We start from the raw sequence: 18,163 nt of genomic DNA, 5'->3' as shown, positions 1-18,163 counted from the left end.
GTGGGACGATGAGCAAGCTTTCCATCCAAGACGTCGAGAAGACCTTCCCCGGCCGCCGCGGCGCGTCGGCGACGCGGGCGCTGGAGCCGACCAGCCTGGAGGTGCAGGACAACGACTTCATCACCATCCTCGGCCCGTCGGGCTGCGGGAAGTCGACGCTGCTGCGCGTGGTGGCGGGGCTGGAGACGCCGAGCGGCGGCGCGGTCCTGCTGGACGGCCAGCCGGTGACCGCGCCGGGGCCGGACCGCGGCATGGTGTTCCAGTCCTACACGCTGTTCCCCTGGCTGACGGTGCGCGACAACGTCTGCTTCGGCCTGCGCGAGCGCGGCGTGCCGAGGCCCGAGCAGTTGGCGATCGCCGACCGCTTCATCGCCCAGGTCGGCCTGAAGGGCTTCGAGAACCACCACCCCGCCCAGCTGTCGGGCGGCATGCAGCAGCGCACCGCGCTGGCGCGCGCGCTGGCCAACGACCCGAAGATCCTGCTGCTGGACGAGCCGTTCGGCGCGCTCGACCACCAGACGCGCGAGGTGATGCAGGAACTGCTGCTGGGGATCTGGGAGGAGCACCGCAAGACGGTGCTGTTCGTCACCCACGACATCGACGAGGCGATCTTCATGGCGAGCCGGGTGGTGGTGATGTCGGCCCGCCCCGGCCGCATCAAGTGCGACATCCCCATCGAGCTGCCGCACCCCCGCTCCTACAAGGTCAAGACCGCGCCGGAGTTCGCCGCCTACAAGGAGCGGCTGACCGAGGAGATCCGCGTCGAGACCATCAAGACGCTCCAGATGGAGGCGTGACGCCGGATCAGGCGTTTCGCCCGGTGTGGATGGTCAGGTCGGACAGAGGCAGGCCGGCGCGCTTGGCGGCGGCCTGCAGGTCGCCCAGCGTCTCCCAGTAGGTGCGGCCGGCGATCTCCGCCAGCTCGCCGCCCAGGCGCACCACCCACAGCCCGGTCGCGTCCATGCGCAGCACCCGTCCCATGACGCACTCGCGGCCGGCGGCGTGCGCGCTGCCGTCGCGGCGGCCGTACACGGGAATGTCGGGGTGGCCGGGAACGGCCTGGAGCGGACGGCGGTGCCGGCGGTCGGCCGCGGGCTCGGCGAACGGGGTGTAGGACGTGTAGGGCATGGTCTCCATTTCCCAAGGTCGTCGCCCGTCGTATCGCGGGCTGTTTGTTACGACACTTAACTACCCTGGGGTGGACCGTCTGTAAAGGGGAATGTGCGCGCTCGGGCAGCATTCGCACGCATTTTCGCCAAGGAATTGAAGAGAAAGCGCGCTGAACTCAAATATAATTTTATATTTATCCGAAGCATTGCGGCGGGATGAAACTTCGGCGCGGCCTTTGGGTTTACGGCGGTGAAGCCACGAACCAGGAGGGACCCGATGGCCGAGAACCGCAACGAGGGCGAAGGCAACCGCACCGCCGACCGCCAGTACCGCCAGGGCGTGCAGGACCACGTGCAGCATCACGACGTGCAGGGCGACGCCCAGCGCGCCCGCGACGCCGTGGACGGCCCGGAGGGCAAGGAACTGCGCCGCGCCGAGGAGGAGGGCAAGCGCCACTCCAAGGGCGAGGACCCGCAGCTCAACAAGAAGGGCAAATAGCCATAGGCGTGCGGCTGCGCTTTCGCTTACCCCGAAATCGTCACAGCCGATTGAACCCGGAATCACCAAACAATGGGGCGTTGCAGGCGCAAGCCGGCGACGCCTCATTTTTGGGTAGGATCATGCTGAAGACGATTTTCGTGCTGATGGTGGGCGGCGTTCTGGTGTCCGGCTGCTCGAACCTGTCGAACCGCGAGAACCGCGCGCTGACCGGCGCCGGATTGGGAGCCGCCGGCGGCGCGGTGATCGCCGGGGCGACCGGCGGCAGCCTCCTGGTGGGGGGCCTGATCGGCGGTGCCGGCGGCGCCGCGGTGGGCGCGCTGACCGGCGACAGCCATCGCCGCTAACGCGCTCCTTTCGTCGTCATGCCCGGGTCCCAGACCCGGGCATCCACGGCCATACCGGAACGTTTCCGTACCGACGTGGATGGCCGGGTCAAGCCCCATAGGCGCTAAGTTTAGCGGTTGGCGGCCGGTTTCGGCGACCAATCACGGCCAAAAAATGTCTGGAGCGATGTCCAGGACGCTAACTTTGCGCCCGTGGGGTCAAGCCCGGCCATGACGGTATGGAGCTACCCGGCCTCCAAAGAGGCCTTCAATCCTTGAAATCGTCCAGCGACAGCTCGCGCACCTCGGGCGGCTGCGGCGGGCGTTCGACCCGTGGTGGCGGCGGGGGCGGCGGGGCGGCCGGGCGCTTCGACGGCTTGATCGGCTTGCTGTAGCCGCCCTTCGGGCTGATGCTCGGCAGGTCGCCGAAATCGGGCAGCGGCGGCACGCGGTCCATCACCATGCGCATCAGCTCGGCGATGCGGTCGGCCTTGACGCGCAGCGCCTGTCCGCGCTCGCCGTCGTAGCGTGGGTCGTCGAGGAAGCCGCGGATCGCCAGCAGGCCGCGCAGCTCCAGCCCGCACATCTCGTGCGTGCCGATCGGCAGCTCCTCCACCTTGGCGAAAGCGCCGAAGAAGACGGCGCTGCCCTCGATGAACAGCAGCACCATGCGCGCGTGCATGCGGTCGAGCGCGGTCGCCATCTGCGCCGCACCCAGCTCCTCCGGCAGCAGGTCGATGCGCTCCTCCACCAGCGCGGCGAGCGCGAAGAAGTCGCGCACCCGCTTGGTGAAGCGGCGGTAGCGCGCGAGGCCGCCGACGCTCACCCGCTCTCGCGCGATGGACGACAGCTCGGACGCCTTCTTCAGGTGGTCGTCCAGGCGCACCAGCATGCGGGCGACCTCGCGCTGGCGGGCGGCGGGCGTGGTCGGCGGGGCGGGGGGCGGGCGCGGCGGCATGGGCCTCGGCAAGCGGTGGGGCGGCTACTTCGCGGTGCGGACCGTGATGCTACGCTCCTGACCGGCCCGCAGCAAAGTGATCTGCACCGGCGTACCCGTGCGGACAAGCCCGATCCGGTTGCGCAGGTCGGTGCCGGAGTGGATCGGCCTGCCGTCCACCGCCACCACCACGTCGCCGGTCTTGATCCCGGCGCGATCGGCCGGGGAGCCCGCCTCGACCTTGGCGATCACCGCGCCCTGGTCGCCGCTGACGTTCAGCGAGTCGGCGAGGTCCGGCGTCAGGTCCTGGATGGCGACGCCCAGGCGGCCGCGGCGCACCGCGCCGTGCTCGGTCAGCTGCTCGATCACCGCGCGGATGATGCCGGTGGGCACCGCGAAGCCGATGCCGACGCTGCCGCCGGCCGGGCCGATGATCGCGGTGTTCATGCCGATCAGCTCGCCGTTGAAGTTGACCAGCGCGCCGCCGGAGTTGCCGGGGTTGATCGAGGCGTCGGTCTGGATGAAGTCCTCGTAGCCCTCGACCTTCAGCCCGCTGCGCCCCAGCGCCGAGACGATGCCCGAGGTCACCGTTTGCCCCAGCCCGAACGGGTTGCCGATGGCGACCACGAAGTCGCCGACGCGCAGCCGGTCCGAATCGCCCATGGGCAGGGCGGTCAGCCGCTCCGCCGGGATCTGCAGCAGCGCCACGTCGGTCGCCTCGTCGCTGCCGATCAGCTTGGCGCGCAGGCGGCGGCGGTCCTTCAGCGTCACCGCGATCTCCTGCGCGTTGGCGATGACGTGGTGGTTGGTGATGACGTAGCCGCGCGCCGCATCGACGATGACGCCCGACCCGGCGCTGACCTGCGGCTTCGCCTGCGCCTGCGGGATGTCGCCGAAGAAGCGGCGGAAGAACGGGTCGCGCAGCAGCGGGTTGTCCGCCGCCTGCGGGGCGCGCGACAGCACCGCGATGTTCACCACCGCCGGGGTCACCTGATCCAGCATCGGCGCGATGGTGGTGGTTCCGTTCGCCGTCGCCGGCAGCGCCGCCGTCGCCGGCATCGCGGCCGGTCCCGCCGCCAGCAGGCCCAGCACCGCCACAACTCCCGCAATCGTTCTTTTCATGGAATACTCCATCAGCAACCGGCGCCGCACATTTGGGCCAATCGGCGCAGACGTTCAAGCCCGCGCTTGCGCGGGCCGAATCAGGAGGGATCGAACGATGACCAAGGGTGCTCGGGCCATGGACGCGCCGCCGCCGCCGGTGCCGCCGGTCCCGGATCTGGGGCCGCTGATGCTCGGCCCGCTGACCGCGCTGCGGGCGTGGGCGGACATGAGCCGCGCCGCGTCCTCGCTGATGCCGGCGACGGTTGTGATCGCCATGGCGCCGTTCTTCTGGGCGCCGCCGGTGTGGGTGGGGCTGCTGATGGCCGGCCAGGCGGCGCGGCGCGGCGAGTCGCAGAAGCGGGGCGGCCCCGAGACAAAGCCTGCGCCGAAGCCGCGCCCGGCCTCGCGCGGCTTTACGACCATCGGCGTGTCACGCTAAGGTCCCGAAGCTTCGCCACCCGTTCGTGCGGGAACCGGGAATGACCGACGACTCGCTGCTCGAACTGAGCGAGCAGGATTACCTGAAGATGGAAGAGGCGCTGTCGCAGACCTCGCGCGGCCGCGCCTTCCTGCGCATGCGCGACCGCCGCGTCCGGCTGGTGGCGGTGGACGAGTTCCACTCCGTCGCCCGCCTGCTGGAGCAGCAGGTGCGCCGCCTCGCGTCCGGCGAGGCCGCCCCGCGCGCCGTCGCGCCCGCCGCGGAAGGCCAGCTCGCCCGCATCCAGGAGGAGCTGAACGCGCTGCGCGGCTTCGTCGACCAGGCGCGCGGCGACATGGCGGCGCTGCGCCCGGCCGACGGCGGCAGCGACCCGATCCTCGCCGCCACCGCCGAGCTGGACGCCATCGTCCAGTCCACCGAGCGCGCGACGACCGAGATCCTCGACGCCACCGACGTCATCCAGGACTACGCGTCGCGCATCCCGCGCGACGACCCGGACTGGGCCGAGCTGGGCAACGGCATCGAGACGCAGCTCCTCGAGATCATGACCGCGTGCTCGTTCCAGGACATCACCGGCCAGCGCACCACCAAGGTCATCAACACGCTGCGCTACATCGAGGAGCGGGTGAACGCGATGATCGAGGTGTGGGGCGTGCAGCGCCCCGGCGCCCCGGTGCCGGACGTCGCGGCGGCGCACCGCAAGCTGCACGATACCCGTCCCGACGCGCACCTGCTGAACGGCCCGCAGCTCGAAGGGCAGGGCGTCAGCCAGGACGACATCGACGCGCTGTTCGACGGCATGGCGACCGAAAACCCGGCGGTGCTGTCGCGCGCCGAGGACGCCCCCGCCGCAGCCCCGCCGCCCAAGCCGAAGCCGGCCGCGAAGAAGCCGCCGCCCCCACCGCCACCTCCGCCGCCCGCGCCGCCTGCGGCGGCCGAGCCGGCGGGCGGCGGGGCGTCGATCTCGCAGGACGACATCGACGCTCTGTTCGCGTGAGCCGGCCATGGCGTACGACGGCTCGATCAAGACACGGATCCACCTGACGCAGGAGCAGCTCGACCGCGTGTGCGAGCGGCACCAGCGCTTCATCGACGGCCGGCCGGGCGGCGCGCGGGCCAACCTGCCGTTCTTCGACCTCGGCGGCCTGGACTTCTCCGGCCGCAACCTGACCGGCGCGCATCTGGCCGGCGCGGTGCTGCGCGACTGCAACCTGAACCGCACCGTGCTCGACCACGCCGACCTGTTCGGGGCCGACCTGCGCGGCGCCGACCTGCGCGGCGCCCGGCTGTTCCGCACCGATCTGCGCGGCGCCAACATCCGCCACGTCAACATGGAGGGCGCGGCGATGGTCGAGGTCGACCTGCGCGACGCCTCCACCGTCATCAAGAGCAGCGTCGGCGAGACCATGGTGGCCGGCTTCCAGCCCGGCCCGGCCGACCTGTCGTCGGCGCGGCTGGTCAACGTCGACATGCAGCGGGCCAAGCTGACCGGCAGCTTCGCGCGCGCCGCCGACTTCACCAACGCGACGCTGAGCGGCGCCCGGCTGGAGCGGGTGGACCTGCGCGACTGCAACTTCGTCGGCGCCGACATGCACGGCGCCGACCTGACCGGCGCCGACCTGCGCGGCGCCAGCCTGGACGGCGCCTTCCTCAACGAGCTGGACCTGATCCACGCCGCCCGCACCGACGCCGAGGCGATGGCGATCAAGGAGCTGCCGCCGCTGCCGGTGGAGAACGAGGACGAGACCCCGCCCCCGGCCACGCCGGAGGCGCTGGAGGAACTGCTGCGCCAGCACCTGCTGTGGCTCGGCTCCAGCGGCAAGGTGGGACGGCAGCTCGACCTCGGCGGCATCAACCTGACCGGCGCCGACCTGTCGGGGGCGGTGCTGACGCTGGCGCGCGGCGACAAGGTGCAGATGCGCGGCGCCAACCTGCGCGGCGCCCAGCTGCAGGCCGCGCACCTCGACCACGCCGACCTGCGCTCCGCCGACCTGCGCGGCGCCGACCTGCGCGGGGCGACGCTGGTGCGCGCGGTGCTGATCGACGCGCAGCTCGACGGCGCCAACCTGTCGCCGCTGGCGATCGGCGCCACGCACCAGATCATGCGCGTCTCGCTGGTGCGGGCGCGGCTGGCCGGCGCCTCGCTGGCCGAGGCGAACCTCAGCGGCTGCGACCTGACCGGCGCCGACCTGAGCGGCGTCAACCACACCGGCGCCGTGCTGGACGGCGCGATCCTCGACGGAACCCGTCTGGCCGGGGACTGAGGGCGCCCATGGCGGACGGGGCCGGCTACTACGGCGAGGGCAGCGTCAGCGCCGCCGTCTACGACGTGGTCGAGGGCGCGCTGATCGACGCGGGCGTCAGCGCCTGCTGCGGCGACCTCGCCTTCTACCGCGCGCTGGCCGCCGGCTGCGCCGGCCCGGTGCTGGAGGTCGGCACCGGCACCGGGCGCGTCGCCTGGGCGCTGGCCGGGGCCGGGCACGCGGTGGTCGGCGTCGACGTGTCCACAGCCATGCTGGCGCGCGCCGAGGCCAAGGGCGCGGCGCTGCCGCCGGAGGTCCGCGCCCGGGTCCGCCTCGTCCGGCAGGACATGACGCGGCTCGACCTCGGGCGGCGTTTCCCGCTGATCCTCGTGCCGCACCGCACCTTCAGCCACGTCACCGACGCCGCCGGTGCGCGCGCCGCGCTGGAGGCGCTGCGCCGGCATCTGGAGCCCGGCGGGCGGCTGGTGCTGCACCTGTACGCGCCGTCGCCGCGCGACCTCGTGCCCGACGCGGCGGCGCCGCAGATCCTCCAGACCCGCGACCCCGCCAGCGGCGAGACGGTGCGCTGGAGCATCGTCGGCAAGGTGTCGGACCTGGAGGCGCAGACGGTCGCCACCACCGTGCGCTTCACCGTCCTCGCCCCGGACGGCGCGGTGCGCGCCGACGGGCGGGAGACGGTGGCGGTGCGCTGGGCGACGCAGCCGGAGACGCGCTACCTCGCCGAGCTGTGCGGCCTGGAGGTGGAGGCGCTGCACGGCGACTTCCTGGGCGGCGCGCCGGGGCCGGACAAGGACCAGGTGTGGGTGCTGCGGGCGATGCCGTAGATCACCCCAGCCGCTCCGCGATCTCCTCGAACCGCTCGAACACCGCGTCCGGGCCGTGCGCCTTCAGCGCGTCGGGCAGGGCGAAGCCCCAGGTGACGGCGCCGCAGGCGATGCCGGCGCGGCGCGCGGCGTGGATGTCGCGGATCTCGTCGCCGATGGCGATGGCCCGTCCCGCCGGCACGCCGGCGCGCGCCAGCACCGCGCGGAACTTGGTGTGCTTGCCGAAGATCGAGGCGCCGCAGGCGTAGTGCGCCACCAGACCGGCGGTCTCCACGCCGAGCACGCGGCGCACGTTGGCCTCGGTGTTGGAGCTGACGATGGCCACCGTCACGCCCGTGTCGTGCAGGCGGCGCAGCAGCGGCTCCGCGCCGTCGAACAGCCGCAGCCGGTGGGCGTCGCGCGCCGCCAGCCTGCGCATGTGCGCGGCGATGAACGGCACCTTCCACCCGGAAATGCCCAGGTGCCGCATCAGCGCGCGGTTCTCGACCCCGCGCAGCGCCTCCAGCTCGCCCGGCGCGATGCGGCGGAAGCGGTAGCGGTCGGCGACGCCGTTGAACACCTCGGCGAACCAAGGGAGCGTGTCGGCCAGCGTGCCGTCGAAGTCGAAGATGGCGAGCGAATACACCGTGCATCCGGCCAAAAGGAAAAGGCCCCTTCCCGCCGGGAAGGGGCCTTTCGCGGGAAGGGCCAGCGTCAGCGGGCCGGTTCGGGGGCCATCGGCGGCAGCGCCGCGGTGGCCGGCCGTTCCGCGGGACCGGCGAGGTGCAGCGCCACCTGCGGCGTCTTCCACTCCAGCGAGTCGAAGGCGGTGCAGTGGCCGCACAGGCCGGACCACTCGTGGCTGACCGCGCCGCAGGCGCGGCAGGTCCAGGCCGGGTCGGGCTTGGCCGTGGCGGCCTGGGCGAGCCAGCTGCGCGCCGCCTCCTCGTTGTCGTGCTCGGCGCGCTCCAGCTCGGCCAGCAGGCGGTAGACGCGCTGCGACGGCTGCACCTCCAGCGCCTTCATCAGGTGGGCGCGGGCCTCGCCCCACAGCTCGGCGTCCAGCGCGGCGCGGGCGACGGCCAGATGGCCCTCGACGTTGCCGGGCGTCTGCGCCGCCAGCTTCTCGAACAGCTTGACGCGGGTCAGCGGGTCGTAGCCGGCGAGGATCTCGCGGTAGACGTCCGCCAGCTCCGGCGCCGGGCCGAGGCGCCACGCGCGCTCCACCGTCTTCGACGCCGGCTTGTGGCGGCCGGCGGCGGCGAGCAGGCGGGCCAGACGCGCCGCCGCGGGCACGAAGCCCGGCAGCAGGTCGTGCGCCGACTGCGCGTGGTAGAGCGCCGAGTCGCTGCGGCCGCGCCGCTCCGCCTCGAAGCTGCGCTCCAGCAGCAGGGCGGCGCGGCGGTGGCGGCCCTCCTCGGCCGGGATGGCGCCGGCCTGCACGGCGGACTGCAGCGACCCCTCGGCCGCCGCCCAGTCGCCCGAGCGTGCCTCCAGGTCGTACAGCGTCGCCAGCAGCCACGGCGTGTTCGGCTGCAGCTTGTGGGCGCGGCGGGCGAGGTTCAGCGCCTCCACCCGGTCGCCGGCCTTCACCGCCTGGGTGAGCAGGCCGCGCAGGCCGAGGAAGGCCGTCTCCGGCCGCTCCAGCATGGCGTGGAAGTAGTCGCGCGCCGCCTTCTCGTCGCCCTGCAGCTGGGCGGCCTGCGCCGACAGCAGCATGGTCAGCGGCGGCTCGTTCAGCAGGCCGTCGGCCTTGCGCGCCATCTTGCGGGCGGTGACCGCGTCGCCGGCGGCGACCGCGACCATGCCCTGGGTCAGCGCGCGGTAGCCCTTCTCGCGCCGGCGCGAGCGGCTCATGCGGCGCAGGCTGCCCGGCGCCCCGACGACGGCGCGCCAGAAGCGGTAGAGCAGCGCGGCGGCGCCCAGCGCGCCGACCACCAGCAGCACCATCATGGCGAAGCTGGTTTCGACGACGTAGCCGCCCCATGCGACGCTGACGCTGCCGGGGTGCTCGGCCAGCCAGATGGCGACCGCGACGAGGACGGCGACCTTGGCGAGGAACCAGAGAGCGCGGATCATTGCGACACCTTCCCGCCCTGCGCGGCCGTCAGCAGCGCGATGGACCGGCCAGTGAGCTGCTGGCCCGCGGCGTTGGCGGCCAGGCGCGCCTTGGCGTCGGCCAGCCAGCCGGCTGCGGCCTGCGCGGCCGGGCCCTGGAGGGTGGACATCTCGTCCACCGCGGTCTTCAGGTCGTTGCGGTTCAGCGCGGCCTGGGCGCGGGCGACGATGGCGTCGGCGGTGTTGCCGACCACCTCGCCGCCCTGGCGGCGCACGGTCACCAGGGTGGACAGCGTGCCGGTCACGTCCTTGACCCAGCTGCCGCCCTCGCCTTTCTGCTCGGCGCGGACGATGCCGCTGGCCTCGCGCTCCAGCCGGTCGGCCAGCTGCGCCTGCGTCGGGATGCCCTTGGCGGCGTGCGGCGCGATGGCGTCCACCGCCTTGTTCAGCTCGGCGTCGGTGCTGCCCAGCGCCTTGACGGCCTGCAGCTCGCCCGGGAACGGGCCGCTGCCGGCGAGCGCGCCGCGCAGCTGCCCGGCGGCGAGCACCAGCGCCTGCGCGCCGGCCGCGGCGTCGGCCTTGGCGCCGGCCTGCTGCGCCAGCGTGGCGACCTGCTGCTTGAGCGCGGCGACCTCGGAGGGGAGCTGCGGGTCGCCGGCCGGCTTGCTCTCGACCGCCGCGACGCGGTCGGCCAGCGCCTTCACCGCCGCCGGATCGACGCTGGGGGCCACGGGGGCGGCCGCCGGGGCCGGACGCTTCTCCAGCGCGTCGATGCGCGCGGTGATCGCCGACAGGTCGACCGGCGCGGTGCTGGCGGCGGCCGGGGCGGGGCGCTGTTCCAGCTTGGCGAGGCGGTCGTTCAGCTGCTGCACCTGAGCGGTCACGGCCGGGTCGGCGGCGGGAGCGGCGGGGGCGGCGGCCTGCGGCTTGGGCCAGCCGGGCACGGCGGGCGACCACCAGGGCGCGGTCAGCGCGGCGGCGCCGACCAGCAGCGCCAGCAGCGACACCGCCGTGGCGAAGCCGCCGCCGGAGCGCTGCTCGACCACCGCCGGCGGGGGCGGCGTGTAGGCCGGGGCGGTGCGCTCGACGGCCGGCGGCTCGATGGCCGGCGGCTCCGCCGCCGTGTGTTCAAGGCGCGTCTCGGGGGTGCTGCCGGCGATCACCGGATCGACCACGGGGTCGGCGGCGGTGGCCGTGACGTCGATGACCTCCGGCTCGGCCGGCTTTGTGTCGCCGGGGGCGGCGTGCCGGTCCTCGGCCGGGGTCGCGGCCTCCAGGTCGGCTTCGTCGAGCGTGATGGAGTACTTGGCGGCGGCGGCGCGCAGGTCGGCGTGGCGCGACAGCGGGATGGCCCCGCGCTTCTTCCAGCCCTGCACCGTGGTCACCGGCGTGTCGAGCTTGTGGGCCATCGGGCGGATGCCGCCGAAGCGTTCGATGATGCGCTCGACGGCGGTGCCGCCGGGAGTGGAGGGGGAGTCCGACGCCGGCTGGGCGTTGGGATCCGACTCAGGCTGTTCGGAGCCAGTGCGAGAGGTCATGGAAGCCTTCTTGGTCGCGATTTTTGGTTATGGGCGACGCGTTTCCTCAAAGAGCGGCCAGCGTCGTCCCAGCGGAACGCCGTGAACGGCCGGCGCCCTCGCGGGCCCGGCCAGCTGTCGGACGCATGCTCTAAGCCCCGCCGCGGCCCCGACCCGGCAGCAGAGCGAGCAGGCTGTCCTGTTCCGGCCGTTCGGCGACCTGTACGCTTTTCCACGGCACCTGTTCCGCGTCGCACGTACGGGCGGCCTCCGCAACCGCCGGACTGAGGCAGAGCACGTCGACCGTACGACAACGGTCGAGCAGCCCGGCCCCGCGCAGCAACCTAACAAACGAACGGGCCGTACGGGGAGAAAAAATCAGTACGGCGTCGATCTCACCTTCGGCCAGGGCGGCGGCGGTCTCCCTTCCCAGAACGGCAGAGGGGCGGGCCTCGTACATGGCCTCCCGGCGTACGGCGAAGCCCTTGCTCCCCAACAGACCCGACAGGTCGCCGGCCACCGTGGTGCCTGCGACATGAAGCAGCACCCCGGCCTCCGGCCGTCCGCGTTCGCCCACCAGCGCGGCCAAGGCGTACACGTCGCCGCTGGCGCTCTCGACCGAGTCGAACCCGGCCTCGCGGGCGGCGCGGGCGGTGGCGTCGCCGACCGCGTAGACCGGCCGGTCGCGGCGGTCCGTACGCCGGACGAACGCCCGTACGCCGTTTGCGCTGGTGAAAAGGAGGGCCTGTACGTCCTCCAGGTCCGGCGCCGGACCGTCGAGCCAGACCATGTCCAGCATCGGCTCGACGCTCGGCGCGTGGCCGAGGTCGCGCAGGCGCCGGGCCAGCGGCTCGGCGTCCTCCGCCGGCCGGGTGATCAGGAGGCGCAGGCCCCCTTCCGTCATGGGGTGAAGAAGTCCGGCGGCAGCTGCGCCTTGATCTCCGCGCCCGCGTCGGCGCCCAGCGCCGCGGCGTCCGCCGCCTTGCCGGTGCGGTGCGCGGTGAAGACCTGCCTGCCGTCGGCCGACAGCACCTTGGTCTCGAAGACCAGGGTGTCGCCGTCCAGCCGCGCCAGCGCCGCGATCGGCGTGCGGCACGAACCGTCGAGCGCGGCGAGCAGCGCCCGCTCCGCCGTCACGCGGGCCGCCGTCTCGGCGCAGTGCAGCGGGGCGAGCAGGGCGCGGGTGCGCTCGTCGGCGCTGCGGATCTCGATGCCGATGGCGCCCTGCGCCACGGCGGGCAGCATGGTCTCGAACTCGAGGATCGCGGTGATGCGGTCGGTCAGGCCGAGGCGGCGCAGGCCGGCCAGCGCCAGCAGTGTCGCGTCCACCTCGCCGGCGTCTAGCTTCTTCAGGCGGGTCTGCACGTTGCCGCGCAGCGGCACGACCTTGAGGTCGGGGCGGCGCTCCAGCACCTGCGCCTGCCGGCGCAGGCCGGCGGTGCCGACGATCGAACCGGGCTCCAGCTCGTCCAGGCCCTTGCCGGAGCGCGAGAAGAAGGCGTCGCGCGGGTCCTCGCGCGGCAGCAGGGTGGAGATCTCCAGCCCGTCCGGCAGCCAGGTCGGCACGTCCTTCATGGAGTGCACGGCGAGGTCCACCCGGTCGCCGAGCAGGGCGTCCTCCAGCTCCTTGGTGAACAGGCCCTTACCGCCGGCCTCGGCCAGGGTGCGGTCGAGGATCTGGTCGCCGGTGGTCTTGATGACCACGATCTCGATGGCGCCCGGGGCGGCAAGGTGGGGATGCGCCGCGATCAGACGGTCGCGGGTCTCGTGGGCCTGCGCCAGCGCCAGAGGGCTGCCGCGCGTGCCGATGCGGAGCTGAGTCGTCATGGATCCGATTTCTATGCCGTTGTCCGCACTTTGCAAACCCCCGGCGTGGATGCCTTGACCGAAATCAGTTGGGGCGGTCGGCGGCCCCCTCCCTAGCCCTCCCCCGCCTCTGGCGGTGGAGGGAACTCCGCCGCTCTGCCCCCTCCACCTCGCAGAGGGGGAGGGGTGGGGAGGGGGCAATCGACTCAGCCACGCCGCCCCGTCACCACCATCCTCCGGCTCTCCGGCGTCCACGGTGCGTCCTCGAAATCCCCCGCCAGCGTCTCCACCGCGAAGCCCGCCTCGCCCAGCATCGCCTCCAGCTCGTCGCGGACGATCATCCGCCAGCGGAAGGCGAAGTCGGTGCTTTGCACCGTGCCGTCGGGCAGCAGCTCGTCGTACCAGCCGCAGACGCGCTGGCGGCGCTGCCCGTCCAGGGCGGTGTTCATCGCCATGCGGACGTAGCGGTTGCCGGTGTCCGGCGCGGTGCGCGGCTCGGAGGGGGCGGCGGCGCGCTCCGGCTCCAGCGGCAGGGTGAGCGGGTTCATCACGTCGAGCGCCAGCACCGCCTCCGGCGCGGTGTGGGCGGCGATGGCGGCCAGGGCGGCGCGCTCGCCCTCCGGGTCGGGGATCAGCATCAGCGTGTTGAAGGGCAGCAGCGCCAGCGGGACGTCCCGCACCGGCAGGTCGAGCGCCGCGGCGTCCTGCTGCACCACGTGCACCCGCGCCCGCACCGCGGCGTCCTCGCGCTCCAGTTTGGCGCGCAGCTGGGCGAGCATGCCGGCCGAGACGTCCACCGCCCACACCTCCAGCCCCATCCGGGCCAGCGGGATGCTCAGCCGGCCGGTGCCGGCGCCGATCTCCAGCACCGGGCCGCCCACCTGGGCCGCCACCTCCTTGTACCAGGCGACATCGCCGAGGATGCCGATGCGTTCCAGCTGCACCACATGCTCGGGGCGCGGGTCGCCGATCTCCAGCGACGGGTAGTCGCCGTCGTAGTAGCGGATCGTTGCATCCTCGTCGGGCACGCCCTTGTTCATGAGACGAGACCCTATACCCGGAAAGCCCGAGCGGCTAGGTTGGCGGCCATGATCGTCCTTGGAATCGAAACGAGCTGCGACGAGACGGCGGCGGCCATCGTCACCGACGCCCGGGAGATCCGCGCCGACGTCGTGCTCTCCCAGATCGCCGACCACACCCCGTACGGCGGCGTGGTGCCGGAGGTGGCGGCGCGCGCCCACCTGGAACACCTCGACGGGCTGATCCGCCGCGCGCTGGACGAGGCCGGCGTCGGGCTGGGTGACCTCGACGCGGTGGCGGCGACCGGCGGGCCGGGGCTGATCGGCGGCGTCATCGTCGGGGTGATGACCGCGAAGGCCATCGCCGCGGCGCGCAGGCTGCCCTTCGTCGCCGTCAACCATCTGGAAGGCCACGCGCTGACCGCCCGGCTGACCGACGACGTGGCGTTTCCTTACCTGCTGCTGCTGGTCTCCGGCGGGCACTGCCAGCTGCTGGTGGTGGAGGGGCCGGGCGCCTACCGGCGGCTCGGCACCACCATCGACGACGCGGTGGGCGAGGCGTTCGACAAGACCGCCAAGCTGATCGGCCTCGGCTATCCCGGCGGCCCGCAGGTGGAGAAAGCGGCGGCCGAGGCGACGAACCCCGGCCGCTTCGCGCTGCCGCGCCCGATGCTCGGCCGGCCGGGCTGCGACTTCTCGTTCTCCGGCCTGAAGGCCGCGGTGCGCCGCGCGGTGGAGGAACGGCCGAAGCCTTTGACGCCGGAGGATCGCGCCGACCTCGCGGCGGCGTTCCAGCACGCGGTGGCCGACGTGATGGCCGACCGCTGCAAGCGCGCGATCCGCGCCTTCAAGGCAGCGCACCCGCAGGGCGGGGCGCTGGTGGTGGCCGGCGGCGTGGCGGCCAACAAGGCGCTGCGGGCGCGGCTGGCCGGGCTGGCGGACAAGGAGGGCATGCCCTTCGTGGCGCCGCCCCTGCGGCTGTGCACCGACAACGCGGCGATGATCGCCTGGGCGGGGATCGAGCGGCTGCGCCTCGGCCAGACCGACACGCTCGACTTCGCGCCGCGCCCGCGCTGGCCGCTCGACCCCACCGCCAAACCCGCCATCGGCCGGCCGGACGTCGGCGCCGGAGTTAAGGCATGAACGCCGTGACGTTCCGCACCGCGACCCGGGACGATGTCGAGGCGGTGGTGCGCCTGCTGGCGTCCGACAGCATCTCGACCGGCCGCGACGCGTGGACGGAGGAGCTGGCGGACGGGTACCACGCCGCCTTCGACCGCATGAGCGCGCAGGGCGGCAACCGCGTGCTGGTGGTGGAGCTGGACGGGCGGATCGTCGGCTGCCTGCAGCTCACCCTCATCCAGGGACTGTCGCGCCGCGGCGTGCCGCGCGCCCAGGTGGAGATGGTGCGGGTGGACGAGGCGCTGCGCGGCCGCGGCATCGGTTCGGCGCTGCTGCGCCACGCCATGGACGAGGCGCGGGCGGAGGGCGCCACCATGATGCAGCTGACCACGCAGGTGGTGCGCGCCGACGCGCAGCGCTTTTACAAACGGCTGGGGTTCGCCGCAACCCACGTGGGCATGAAGGTGGCCCTGGACGCGCCCGGGGCGGCGTCCTAAACAGCCGGCCCGGAACAGACGGCAGACTCGCATCGGGGGCAGGGGAATGGCAGCGGAGGCCAAGTCTTTCAACCGCATCGGCGTCGTCGGCGGCGGCGCCTGGGGCACCGCGCTGGCGCTGGCGGCGCTGCGCGCCGGGCGGGACACGCTGCTGTGGGCGCGCGAGCGGGCGGTGGTCGAGTCCATCCGCCGCGACCGCGAGAACCGCGACTACCTGCCGGGCGTGCCCTTGCCGGCCGAGCTGGAGGCGACCTCCGACCTCGCCGACCTCGCGGGCTGCGACGCGCTGCTGCTGGTCACCCCGGCGCAGCACCTGCGCGCGGCCTGCGCGACCCTGGCGCCGCACCTCAGGCCCGGCGCGCCGGCGGTGATCTGCGCCAAGGGCATCGAGATCGACACCCAGGCGCTGATGTGCGAGGCGGTGGAGGCGGCGCTGCCCGCCGGTACGCCGCTCGCCATCCTGTCCGGCCCGACCTTCGCCGCCGAGGTGGCGCGCGGCCTGCCCACCGCGGTGACTCTGGCCTGCCGCGACGCCGGCATCGGCACCGCGCTGGTCGAGGCGCTGGGCAGCCGCACCTTCCGCCCCTACCTGACCGACGACGTGGTCGGCGCGCAGATCGGCGGCGCGGTGAAGAACGTGCTGGCCATCGCCTGCGGCGTGGTCGAGGGGCGCCGGCTGGGCGACAACGCGCGCGCCGCGCTGATCACCCGCGGGCTGGCGGAGATCACCCGCATGGCGCTGCGCCTCGGCGCGCGGCCGGAGACGCTGATGGGGCTGTCGGGGCTGGGCGACCTGACGCTGACCTGCTCCAGCCTGCAATCCCGCAACATGTCCCTGGGCGCGGCGCTCGGCCAGGGCCGCACGCTGGACGAGGTGCTGGGCGAGCGCCGCTCGGTGGCCGAGGGCGTGTGGACCGCCCGCGCCGTGGTGGCGCTGGCCGCCCGGCTGGGCGTCGAGGTGCCGATCTGCGCGGCGGTGGACGCCATCCTGAACCGCGGCGCCAGCGTCGACGACACCATCCAGGGCCTGCTGGCCCGGCCCTTCCGCGAGGAAGCGGTGTGAGGGGTTTTGCCCCCTCCCTAACCCTCCCCCGCTGCGCGGGAGAGGGAACTCCGCCGCTTGCCCCCTCCACCGCGCAAGCGGGGGAGGGGTGGGGAGGGGGCATCGCGTTGGCAATGTTGATCTTTACATTGCTGGCGCCGCCCGCCCTGGCGCAGTCGCGCACCGAGCTGCCGGGCCTCGGCGCGGTCGACCGGCGGGTGCCGGTGACGGTGGCGGAGGAGCCGTGGCGCTCGCTGGCCAAGGTGCAGAGCAGCACCGGGCCGCACTGCACCGGCGCGCTGATCGCCCCGCGGCTGGTGGTCACCGCGGCACACTGCCTGTACAGCCGGCACACCCAACGCATGGTCCCGGCGCAGGCGCTGCACGTGCTGTTCGGCTACCAGGGCGGCGCGTTCCGCACGCACGTCACGGTGGAGCGCTACGCGCTGGACGACGCCTACGACCGCACCCGGAGCGACGCGGTGGGCACCGACTGGGCGCTGCTGACGCTGTCCGCGGAGCCGCCGGTGCCGGCGCTGCCGCTGGCGGTCCAGCTGCCGCCGCTCGGGCTGCCGGTGGCGCTGGGCGGGTTCAACCAGGACAAGGCGCAGCGCCTGATGGCCGACACCGCCTGCCGGGTCACCGGCCGCACCGCCCTGGGCGGGGCGCCGCTGGTGCTGCACGACTGCTCGGGCACCCGCGGCACCAGCGGCGGGCCGCTGCTGACCCGGCGCGACGGCCGCTGGGAGGTGCTGGGCATCGCCGTGGCGGTGGGGGCGGACGCCAACGTGGTGGTGCCGGCGACGACGTTCGCCCATCACCTGCCCTGATCGGCCCCTTCCGGCCCGGCCCGGGTTGCGCTACCGTCCGGGCGGTCAAGAAACCGGAGGGTTCCCCAGCATGCTGTTCATGTTCCACTGCACCGACAAGGCCGGTGCGTCCGAGGTGCGCGCGTCCAACCGCAACGCCCACCTCGACTACCTGGAAGCCCACAAGGACCGCATCTTCGCCGCCGGCCCGCTGCTCGGCGACGACGGCGCCTCGATGGTCGGCAGCCTGCTGGTCGTCGAGTTCGAGGACACGGCCGCCGCCCAGGCCTTCGCCGACAACGACCCCTACGCCAAGGCCGGCCTGTTCGACGCGGTCGAGATCCGCCCCTGGCGGCGCGTGTTCCCGAAGGCCTGACGGGGAGACGGCGCGCATGGCCCGCTGGCTTCTGAAGTCCGAGCCCTTCAAGTACTCCTGGGACCGCATGGTCGCGGACGGCCGCACCCACTGGGACGGCGTGCGCAACCACCAGGCCGCCAACAACCTCAAGGCCATGCGCGTCGGCGACCGCGCCTTCTTCTACCATTCCAACGAGGGGATGGAGGTGGTCGGCGTGGTCGAGATCGCGCGGGAATACTACCCGGACCCGTCCGACGCGGCCGGCCGCTTCGGCATGGTCGATGTGACGCCGGTGCTGCCGGTGAAGACTCCGGTCACGCTGAAGCAGATCAAGGCCGACCCGGCGCTCGCCGGCATGGCGCTGGTGCGCCAGTCGCGCCTGTCGGTGTGCCCGGTGACCGACGCCGAGTGGGCGCGGGTCTGCGAACTGGCGGGAATCGAGGCGTGAGACGGG

The 18,163-nt window shown here is 73.4% G+C and carries 22 protein-coding genes; 13 read left to right on the top strand and 9 right to left on the bottom strand.

Translation table 11 applies throughout. The annotated features are described in order from the left end of the window. Positions 1 to 8: 8 nt before the first annotated feature. A complete protein-coding gene (locus ACRWK7_RS15845; RefSeq protein ID WP_431857231.1) occupies positions 9 to 797 on the top strand; it encodes an ABC transporter ATP-binding protein in 789 nt (262 codons plus the stop codon). A gap of 7 nt (positions 798 to 804) precedes the next feature. On the opposite strand, the gene ACRWK7_RS15840 is transcribed toward ACRWK7_RS15845, so the two are convergent. Further along, a complete protein-coding gene (locus ACRWK7_RS15840) occupies positions 805 to 1,128 on the bottom strand; it encodes a hypothetical protein (protein WP_431857230.1) in 324 nt (107 codons plus the stop codon). 258 nt (positions 1,129 to 1,386) lie between these two features. On the opposite strand from ACRWK7_RS15840, the gene ACRWK7_RS15835 reads away from it, so the two are divergent. After that, a complete protein-coding gene (locus ACRWK7_RS15835; protein WP_431857229.1) occupies positions 1,387 to 1,608 on the top strand; it encodes a hypothetical protein in 222 nt (73 codons plus the stop codon). A 122-nt stretch (positions 1,609 to 1,730) separates the two neighbouring features. Beyond that, on the top strand, positions 1,731 to 1,955 hold the full coding sequence (locus ACRWK7_RS15830) for a hypothetical protein (protein ID WP_431857228.1): 225 nt from the start codon (positions 1,731 to 1,733) through the stop codon (positions 1,953 to 1,955). Between the two features lie 247 nt (positions 1,956 to 2,202). On the opposite strand, the gene ACRWK7_RS15825 is transcribed toward ACRWK7_RS15830, so the two are convergent. Continuing rightward, on the bottom strand, positions 2,203 to 2,892 hold the full coding sequence (locus ACRWK7_RS15825; RefSeq protein WP_431857227.1) for a hypothetical protein: 690 nt from the start codon (positions 2,890 to 2,892) through the stop codon (positions 2,203 to 2,205). 24 nt (positions 2,893 to 2,916) lie between these two features. Continuing rightward, entirely contained in the window at positions 2,917 to 3,993 is a 1,077-nt protein-coding gene (locus ACRWK7_RS15820; protein WP_431857226.1) for a Do family serine endopeptidase, read from the bottom strand. 97 nt (positions 3,994 to 4,090) lie between these two features. Between ACRWK7_RS15820 and ACRWK7_RS15815 the strand changes: the two genes are divergently transcribed. The 4 genes from ACRWK7_RS15815 to ACRWK7_RS15800 are packed head-to-tail and all read left to right on the top strand — an operon-like array spanning position 4,091 to position 7,502. Continuing rightward, positions 4,091 to 4,414, top strand: a complete 324-nt coding sequence (locus ACRWK7_RS15815) for a hypothetical protein (RefSeq protein WP_431857225.1) — start codon at positions 4,091 to 4,093, stop codon at positions 4,412 to 4,414. Between the two features lie 40 nt (positions 4,415 to 4,454). Beyond that, on the top strand, positions 4,455 to 5,411 hold the full coding sequence (locus ACRWK7_RS15810; protein ID WP_431857224.1) for a protein phosphatase CheZ: 957 nt from the start codon (positions 4,455 to 4,457) through the stop codon (positions 5,409 to 5,411). A 7-nt stretch (positions 5,412 to 5,418) separates the two neighbouring features. Further along, complete coding sequence (locus ACRWK7_RS15805; RefSeq protein ID WP_431857223.1) at positions 5,419 to 6,678, top strand: pentapeptide repeat-containing protein; 1,260 nt, start codon at positions 5,419 to 5,421, stop codon at positions 6,676 to 6,678. Between the two features lie 8 nt (positions 6,679 to 6,686). After that, positions 6,687 to 7,502 carry a class I SAM-dependent methyltransferase gene (locus ACRWK7_RS15800; protein WP_431857222.1) on the top strand — a complete coding sequence of 272 codons (816 nt, stop codon included), beginning with the start codon at positions 6,687 to 6,689 and terminating at the stop codon, positions 7,500 to 7,502. Position 7,503: 1 nt separating this feature from the next. Here ACRWK7_RS15800 and ACRWK7_RS15795 read toward each other — a convergent pair whose 3' ends face one another. From ACRWK7_RS15795 to ACRWK7_RS15770, 6 genes are all read right to left on the bottom strand, one after another. Continuing rightward, complete coding sequence (locus ACRWK7_RS15795; RefSeq protein ID WP_431857221.1) at positions 7,504 to 8,127, bottom strand: HAD hydrolase-like protein; 624 nt, start codon at positions 8,125 to 8,127, stop codon at positions 7,504 to 7,506. Between the two features lie 68 nt (positions 8,128 to 8,195). Then, the gene (locus tag ACRWK7_RS15790) at positions 8,196 to 9,560 is read right to left on the bottom strand and encodes a heme biosynthesis protein HemY (RefSeq protein WP_431857220.1); all 1,365 of its coding nucleotides are present in this window, start codon (positions 9,558 to 9,560) and stop codon (positions 8,196 to 8,198) included. Continuing rightward, positions 9,557 to 11,077 carry a COG4223 family protein gene (locus ACRWK7_RS15785; RefSeq protein WP_431857219.1) on the bottom strand — a complete coding sequence of 507 codons (1,521 nt, stop codon included), beginning with the start codon at positions 11,075 to 11,077 and terminating at the stop codon, positions 9,557 to 9,559. Before ACRWK7_RS15785 ends, ACRWK7_RS15790 begins: the two co-directional genes overlap by 4 nt. 130 nt (positions 11,078 to 11,207) lie before the next feature. Beyond that, positions 11,208 to 11,960 carry a uroporphyrinogen-III synthase gene (locus tag ACRWK7_RS15780; protein ID WP_431857218.1) on the bottom strand — a complete coding sequence of 251 codons (753 nt, stop codon included), beginning with the start codon at positions 11,958 to 11,960 and terminating at the stop codon, positions 11,208 to 11,210. After that, positions 11,957 to 12,883, bottom strand: coding sequence for a hydroxymethylbilane synthase (gene hemC, locus ACRWK7_RS15775; RefSeq protein WP_431857217.1), 927 nt, complete (start codon positions 12,881 to 12,883; stop codon positions 11,957 to 11,959). The genes ACRWK7_RS15780 and hemC overlap by 4 nt, the downstream gene beginning before the upstream one ends. A 185-nt stretch (positions 12,884 to 13,068) precedes the next feature. After that, positions 13,069 to 13,902, bottom strand: coding sequence for a class I SAM-dependent methyltransferase (locus ACRWK7_RS15770; protein WP_431857216.1), 834 nt, complete (start codon positions 13,900 to 13,902; stop codon positions 13,069 to 13,071). A 48-nt stretch (positions 13,903 to 13,950) separates the two neighbouring features. Here ACRWK7_RS15770 and tsaD point away from each other — a divergent pair, with 48 nt between their 5' ends. The 6 genes from tsaD to ACRWK7_RS15740 all read left to right on the top strand — a co-directional run bounded on the left by tsaD (position 13,951) and on the right by ACRWK7_RS15740 (position 18,157). After that, positions 13,951 to 15,024 (top strand): tRNA (adenosine(37)-N6)-threonylcarbamoyltransferase complex transferase subunit TsaD, encoded by a 1,074-nt coding sequence (tsaD, locus tag ACRWK7_RS15765; protein ID WP_431857215.1) that lies wholly within the window; start codon positions 13,951 to 13,953, stop codon positions 15,022 to 15,024. Further along, the gene (locus ACRWK7_RS15760) at positions 15,021 to 15,500 is read left to right on the top strand and encodes an N-acetyltransferase family protein (protein ID WP_431857214.1); all 480 of its coding nucleotides are present in this window, start codon (positions 15,021 to 15,023) and stop codon (positions 15,498 to 15,500) included. The genes tsaD and ACRWK7_RS15760 overlap by 4 nt, the downstream gene beginning before the upstream one ends. Before the next feature lie 46 nt (positions 15,501 to 15,546). Then, a complete protein-coding gene (locus ACRWK7_RS15755; RefSeq protein ID WP_431857213.1) occupies positions 15,547 to 16,563 on the top strand; it encodes an NAD(P)H-dependent glycerol-3-phosphate dehydrogenase in 1,017 nt (338 codons plus the stop codon). Between the two features lie 113 nt (positions 16,564 to 16,676). Beyond that, a complete protein-coding gene (locus ACRWK7_RS15750; RefSeq protein ID WP_431857245.1) occupies positions 16,677 to 17,372 on the top strand; it encodes a trypsin-like serine peptidase in 696 nt (231 codons plus the stop codon). A gap of 70 nt (positions 17,373 to 17,442) precedes the next feature. After that, positions 17,443 to 17,727, top strand: a complete 285-nt coding sequence (locus ACRWK7_RS15745) for a YciI family protein (RefSeq protein WP_431857212.1) — start codon at positions 17,443 to 17,445, stop codon at positions 17,725 to 17,727. A 16-nt stretch (positions 17,728 to 17,743) separates the two neighbouring features. Continuing rightward, complete coding sequence (locus tag ACRWK7_RS15740) at positions 17,744 to 18,157, top strand: EVE domain-containing protein (protein WP_431857211.1); 414 nt, start codon at positions 17,744 to 17,746, stop codon at positions 18,155 to 18,157. Positions 18,158 to 18,163 lie beyond the last annotated feature (6 nt).

The organism is Azospirillum sp., from assembly GCF_050789165.1.
Note: the sequence above shows the minus strand (reverse complement) of the source record. Positions and strands in the feature narration are given on the sequence as shown.

Bases quoted from the DNA above. Each gene is read 5' to 3' on its own strand.
- ACRWK7_RS15845 (WP_431857231.1), top strand. From the start codon at position 9: ATGAGCAAGCTTTCCATCCAAGACGTCGAGAAGACCTTCCCCGGCCGC.
- ACRWK7_RS15840 (WP_431857230.1), bottom strand. From the start codon at position 1,128: ATGCCCTACACGTCCTACACCCCGTTCGCCGAGCCCGCGGCCGACCGC.
- ACRWK7_RS15835 (WP_431857229.1), top strand. From the start codon at position 1,387: ATGGCCGAGAACCGCAACGAGGGCGAAGGCAACCGCACCGCCGACCGC.
- ACRWK7_RS15830 (WP_431857228.1), top strand. From the start codon at position 1,731: ATGCTGAAGACGATTTTCGTGCTGATGGTGGGCGGCGTTCTGGTGTCC.
- ACRWK7_RS15825 (WP_431857227.1), bottom strand. From the start codon at position 2,892: ATGCCGCCGCGCCCGCCCCCCGCCCCGCCGACCACGCCCGCCGCCCGC.
- ACRWK7_RS15820 (WP_431857226.1), bottom strand. From the start codon at position 3,993: ATGAAAAGAACGATTGCGGGAGTTGTGGCGGTGCTGGGCCTGCTGGCG.
- ACRWK7_RS15815 (WP_431857225.1), top strand. From the start codon at position 4,091: ATGACCAAGGGTGCTCGGGCCATGGACGCGCCGCCGCCGCCGGTGCCG.
- ACRWK7_RS15810 (WP_431857224.1), top strand. From the start codon at position 4,455: ATGACCGACGACTCGCTGCTCGAACTGAGCGAGCAGGATTACCTGAAG.
- ACRWK7_RS15805 (WP_431857223.1), top strand. From the start codon at position 5,419: ATGGCGTACGACGGCTCGATCAAGACACGGATCCACCTGACGCAGGAG.
- ACRWK7_RS15800 (WP_431857222.1), top strand. From the start codon at position 6,687: ATGGCGGACGGGGCCGGCTACTACGGCGAGGGCAGCGTCAGCGCCGCC.
- ACRWK7_RS15790 (WP_431857220.1), bottom strand. From the start codon at position 9,560: ATGATCCGCGCTCTCTGGTTCCTCGCCAAGGTCGCCGTCCTCGTCGCG.
- ACRWK7_RS15785 (WP_431857219.1), bottom strand. From the start codon at position 11,077: ATGACCTCTCGCACTGGCTCCGAACAGCCTGAGTCGGATCCCAACGCC.
- ACRWK7_RS15780 (WP_431857218.1), bottom strand. From the start codon at position 11,960: ATGACGGAAGGGGGCCTGCGCCTCCTGATCACCCGGCCGGCGGAGGAC.
- hemC (WP_431857217.1), bottom strand. From the start codon at position 12,883: ATGACGACTCAGCTCCGCATCGGCACGCGCGGCAGCCCTCTGGCGCTG.
- ACRWK7_RS15770 (WP_431857216.1), bottom strand. From the start codon at position 13,902: ATGAACAAGGGCGTGCCCGACGAGGATGCAACGATCCGCTACTACGAC.
- tsaD (WP_431857215.1), top strand. From the start codon at position 13,951: ATGATCGTCCTTGGAATCGAAACGAGCTGCGACGAGACGGCGGCGGCC.
- ACRWK7_RS15760 (WP_431857214.1), top strand. From the start codon at position 15,021: ATGAACGCCGTGACGTTCCGCACCGCGACCCGGGACGATGTCGAGGCG.
- ACRWK7_RS15755 (WP_431857213.1), top strand. From the start codon at position 15,547: ATGGCAGCGGAGGCCAAGTCTTTCAACCGCATCGGCGTCGTCGGCGGC.
- ACRWK7_RS15750 (WP_431857245.1), top strand. From the start codon at position 16,677: ATGTTGATCTTTACATTGCTGGCGCCGCCCGCCCTGGCGCAGTCGCGC.
- ACRWK7_RS15745 (WP_431857212.1), top strand. From the start codon at position 17,443: ATGCTGTTCATGTTCCACTGCACCGACAAGGCCGGTGCGTCCGAGGTG.
- ACRWK7_RS15740 (WP_431857211.1), top strand. From the start codon at position 17,744: ATGGCCCGCTGGCTTCTGAAGTCCGAGCCCTTCAAGTACTCCTGGGAC.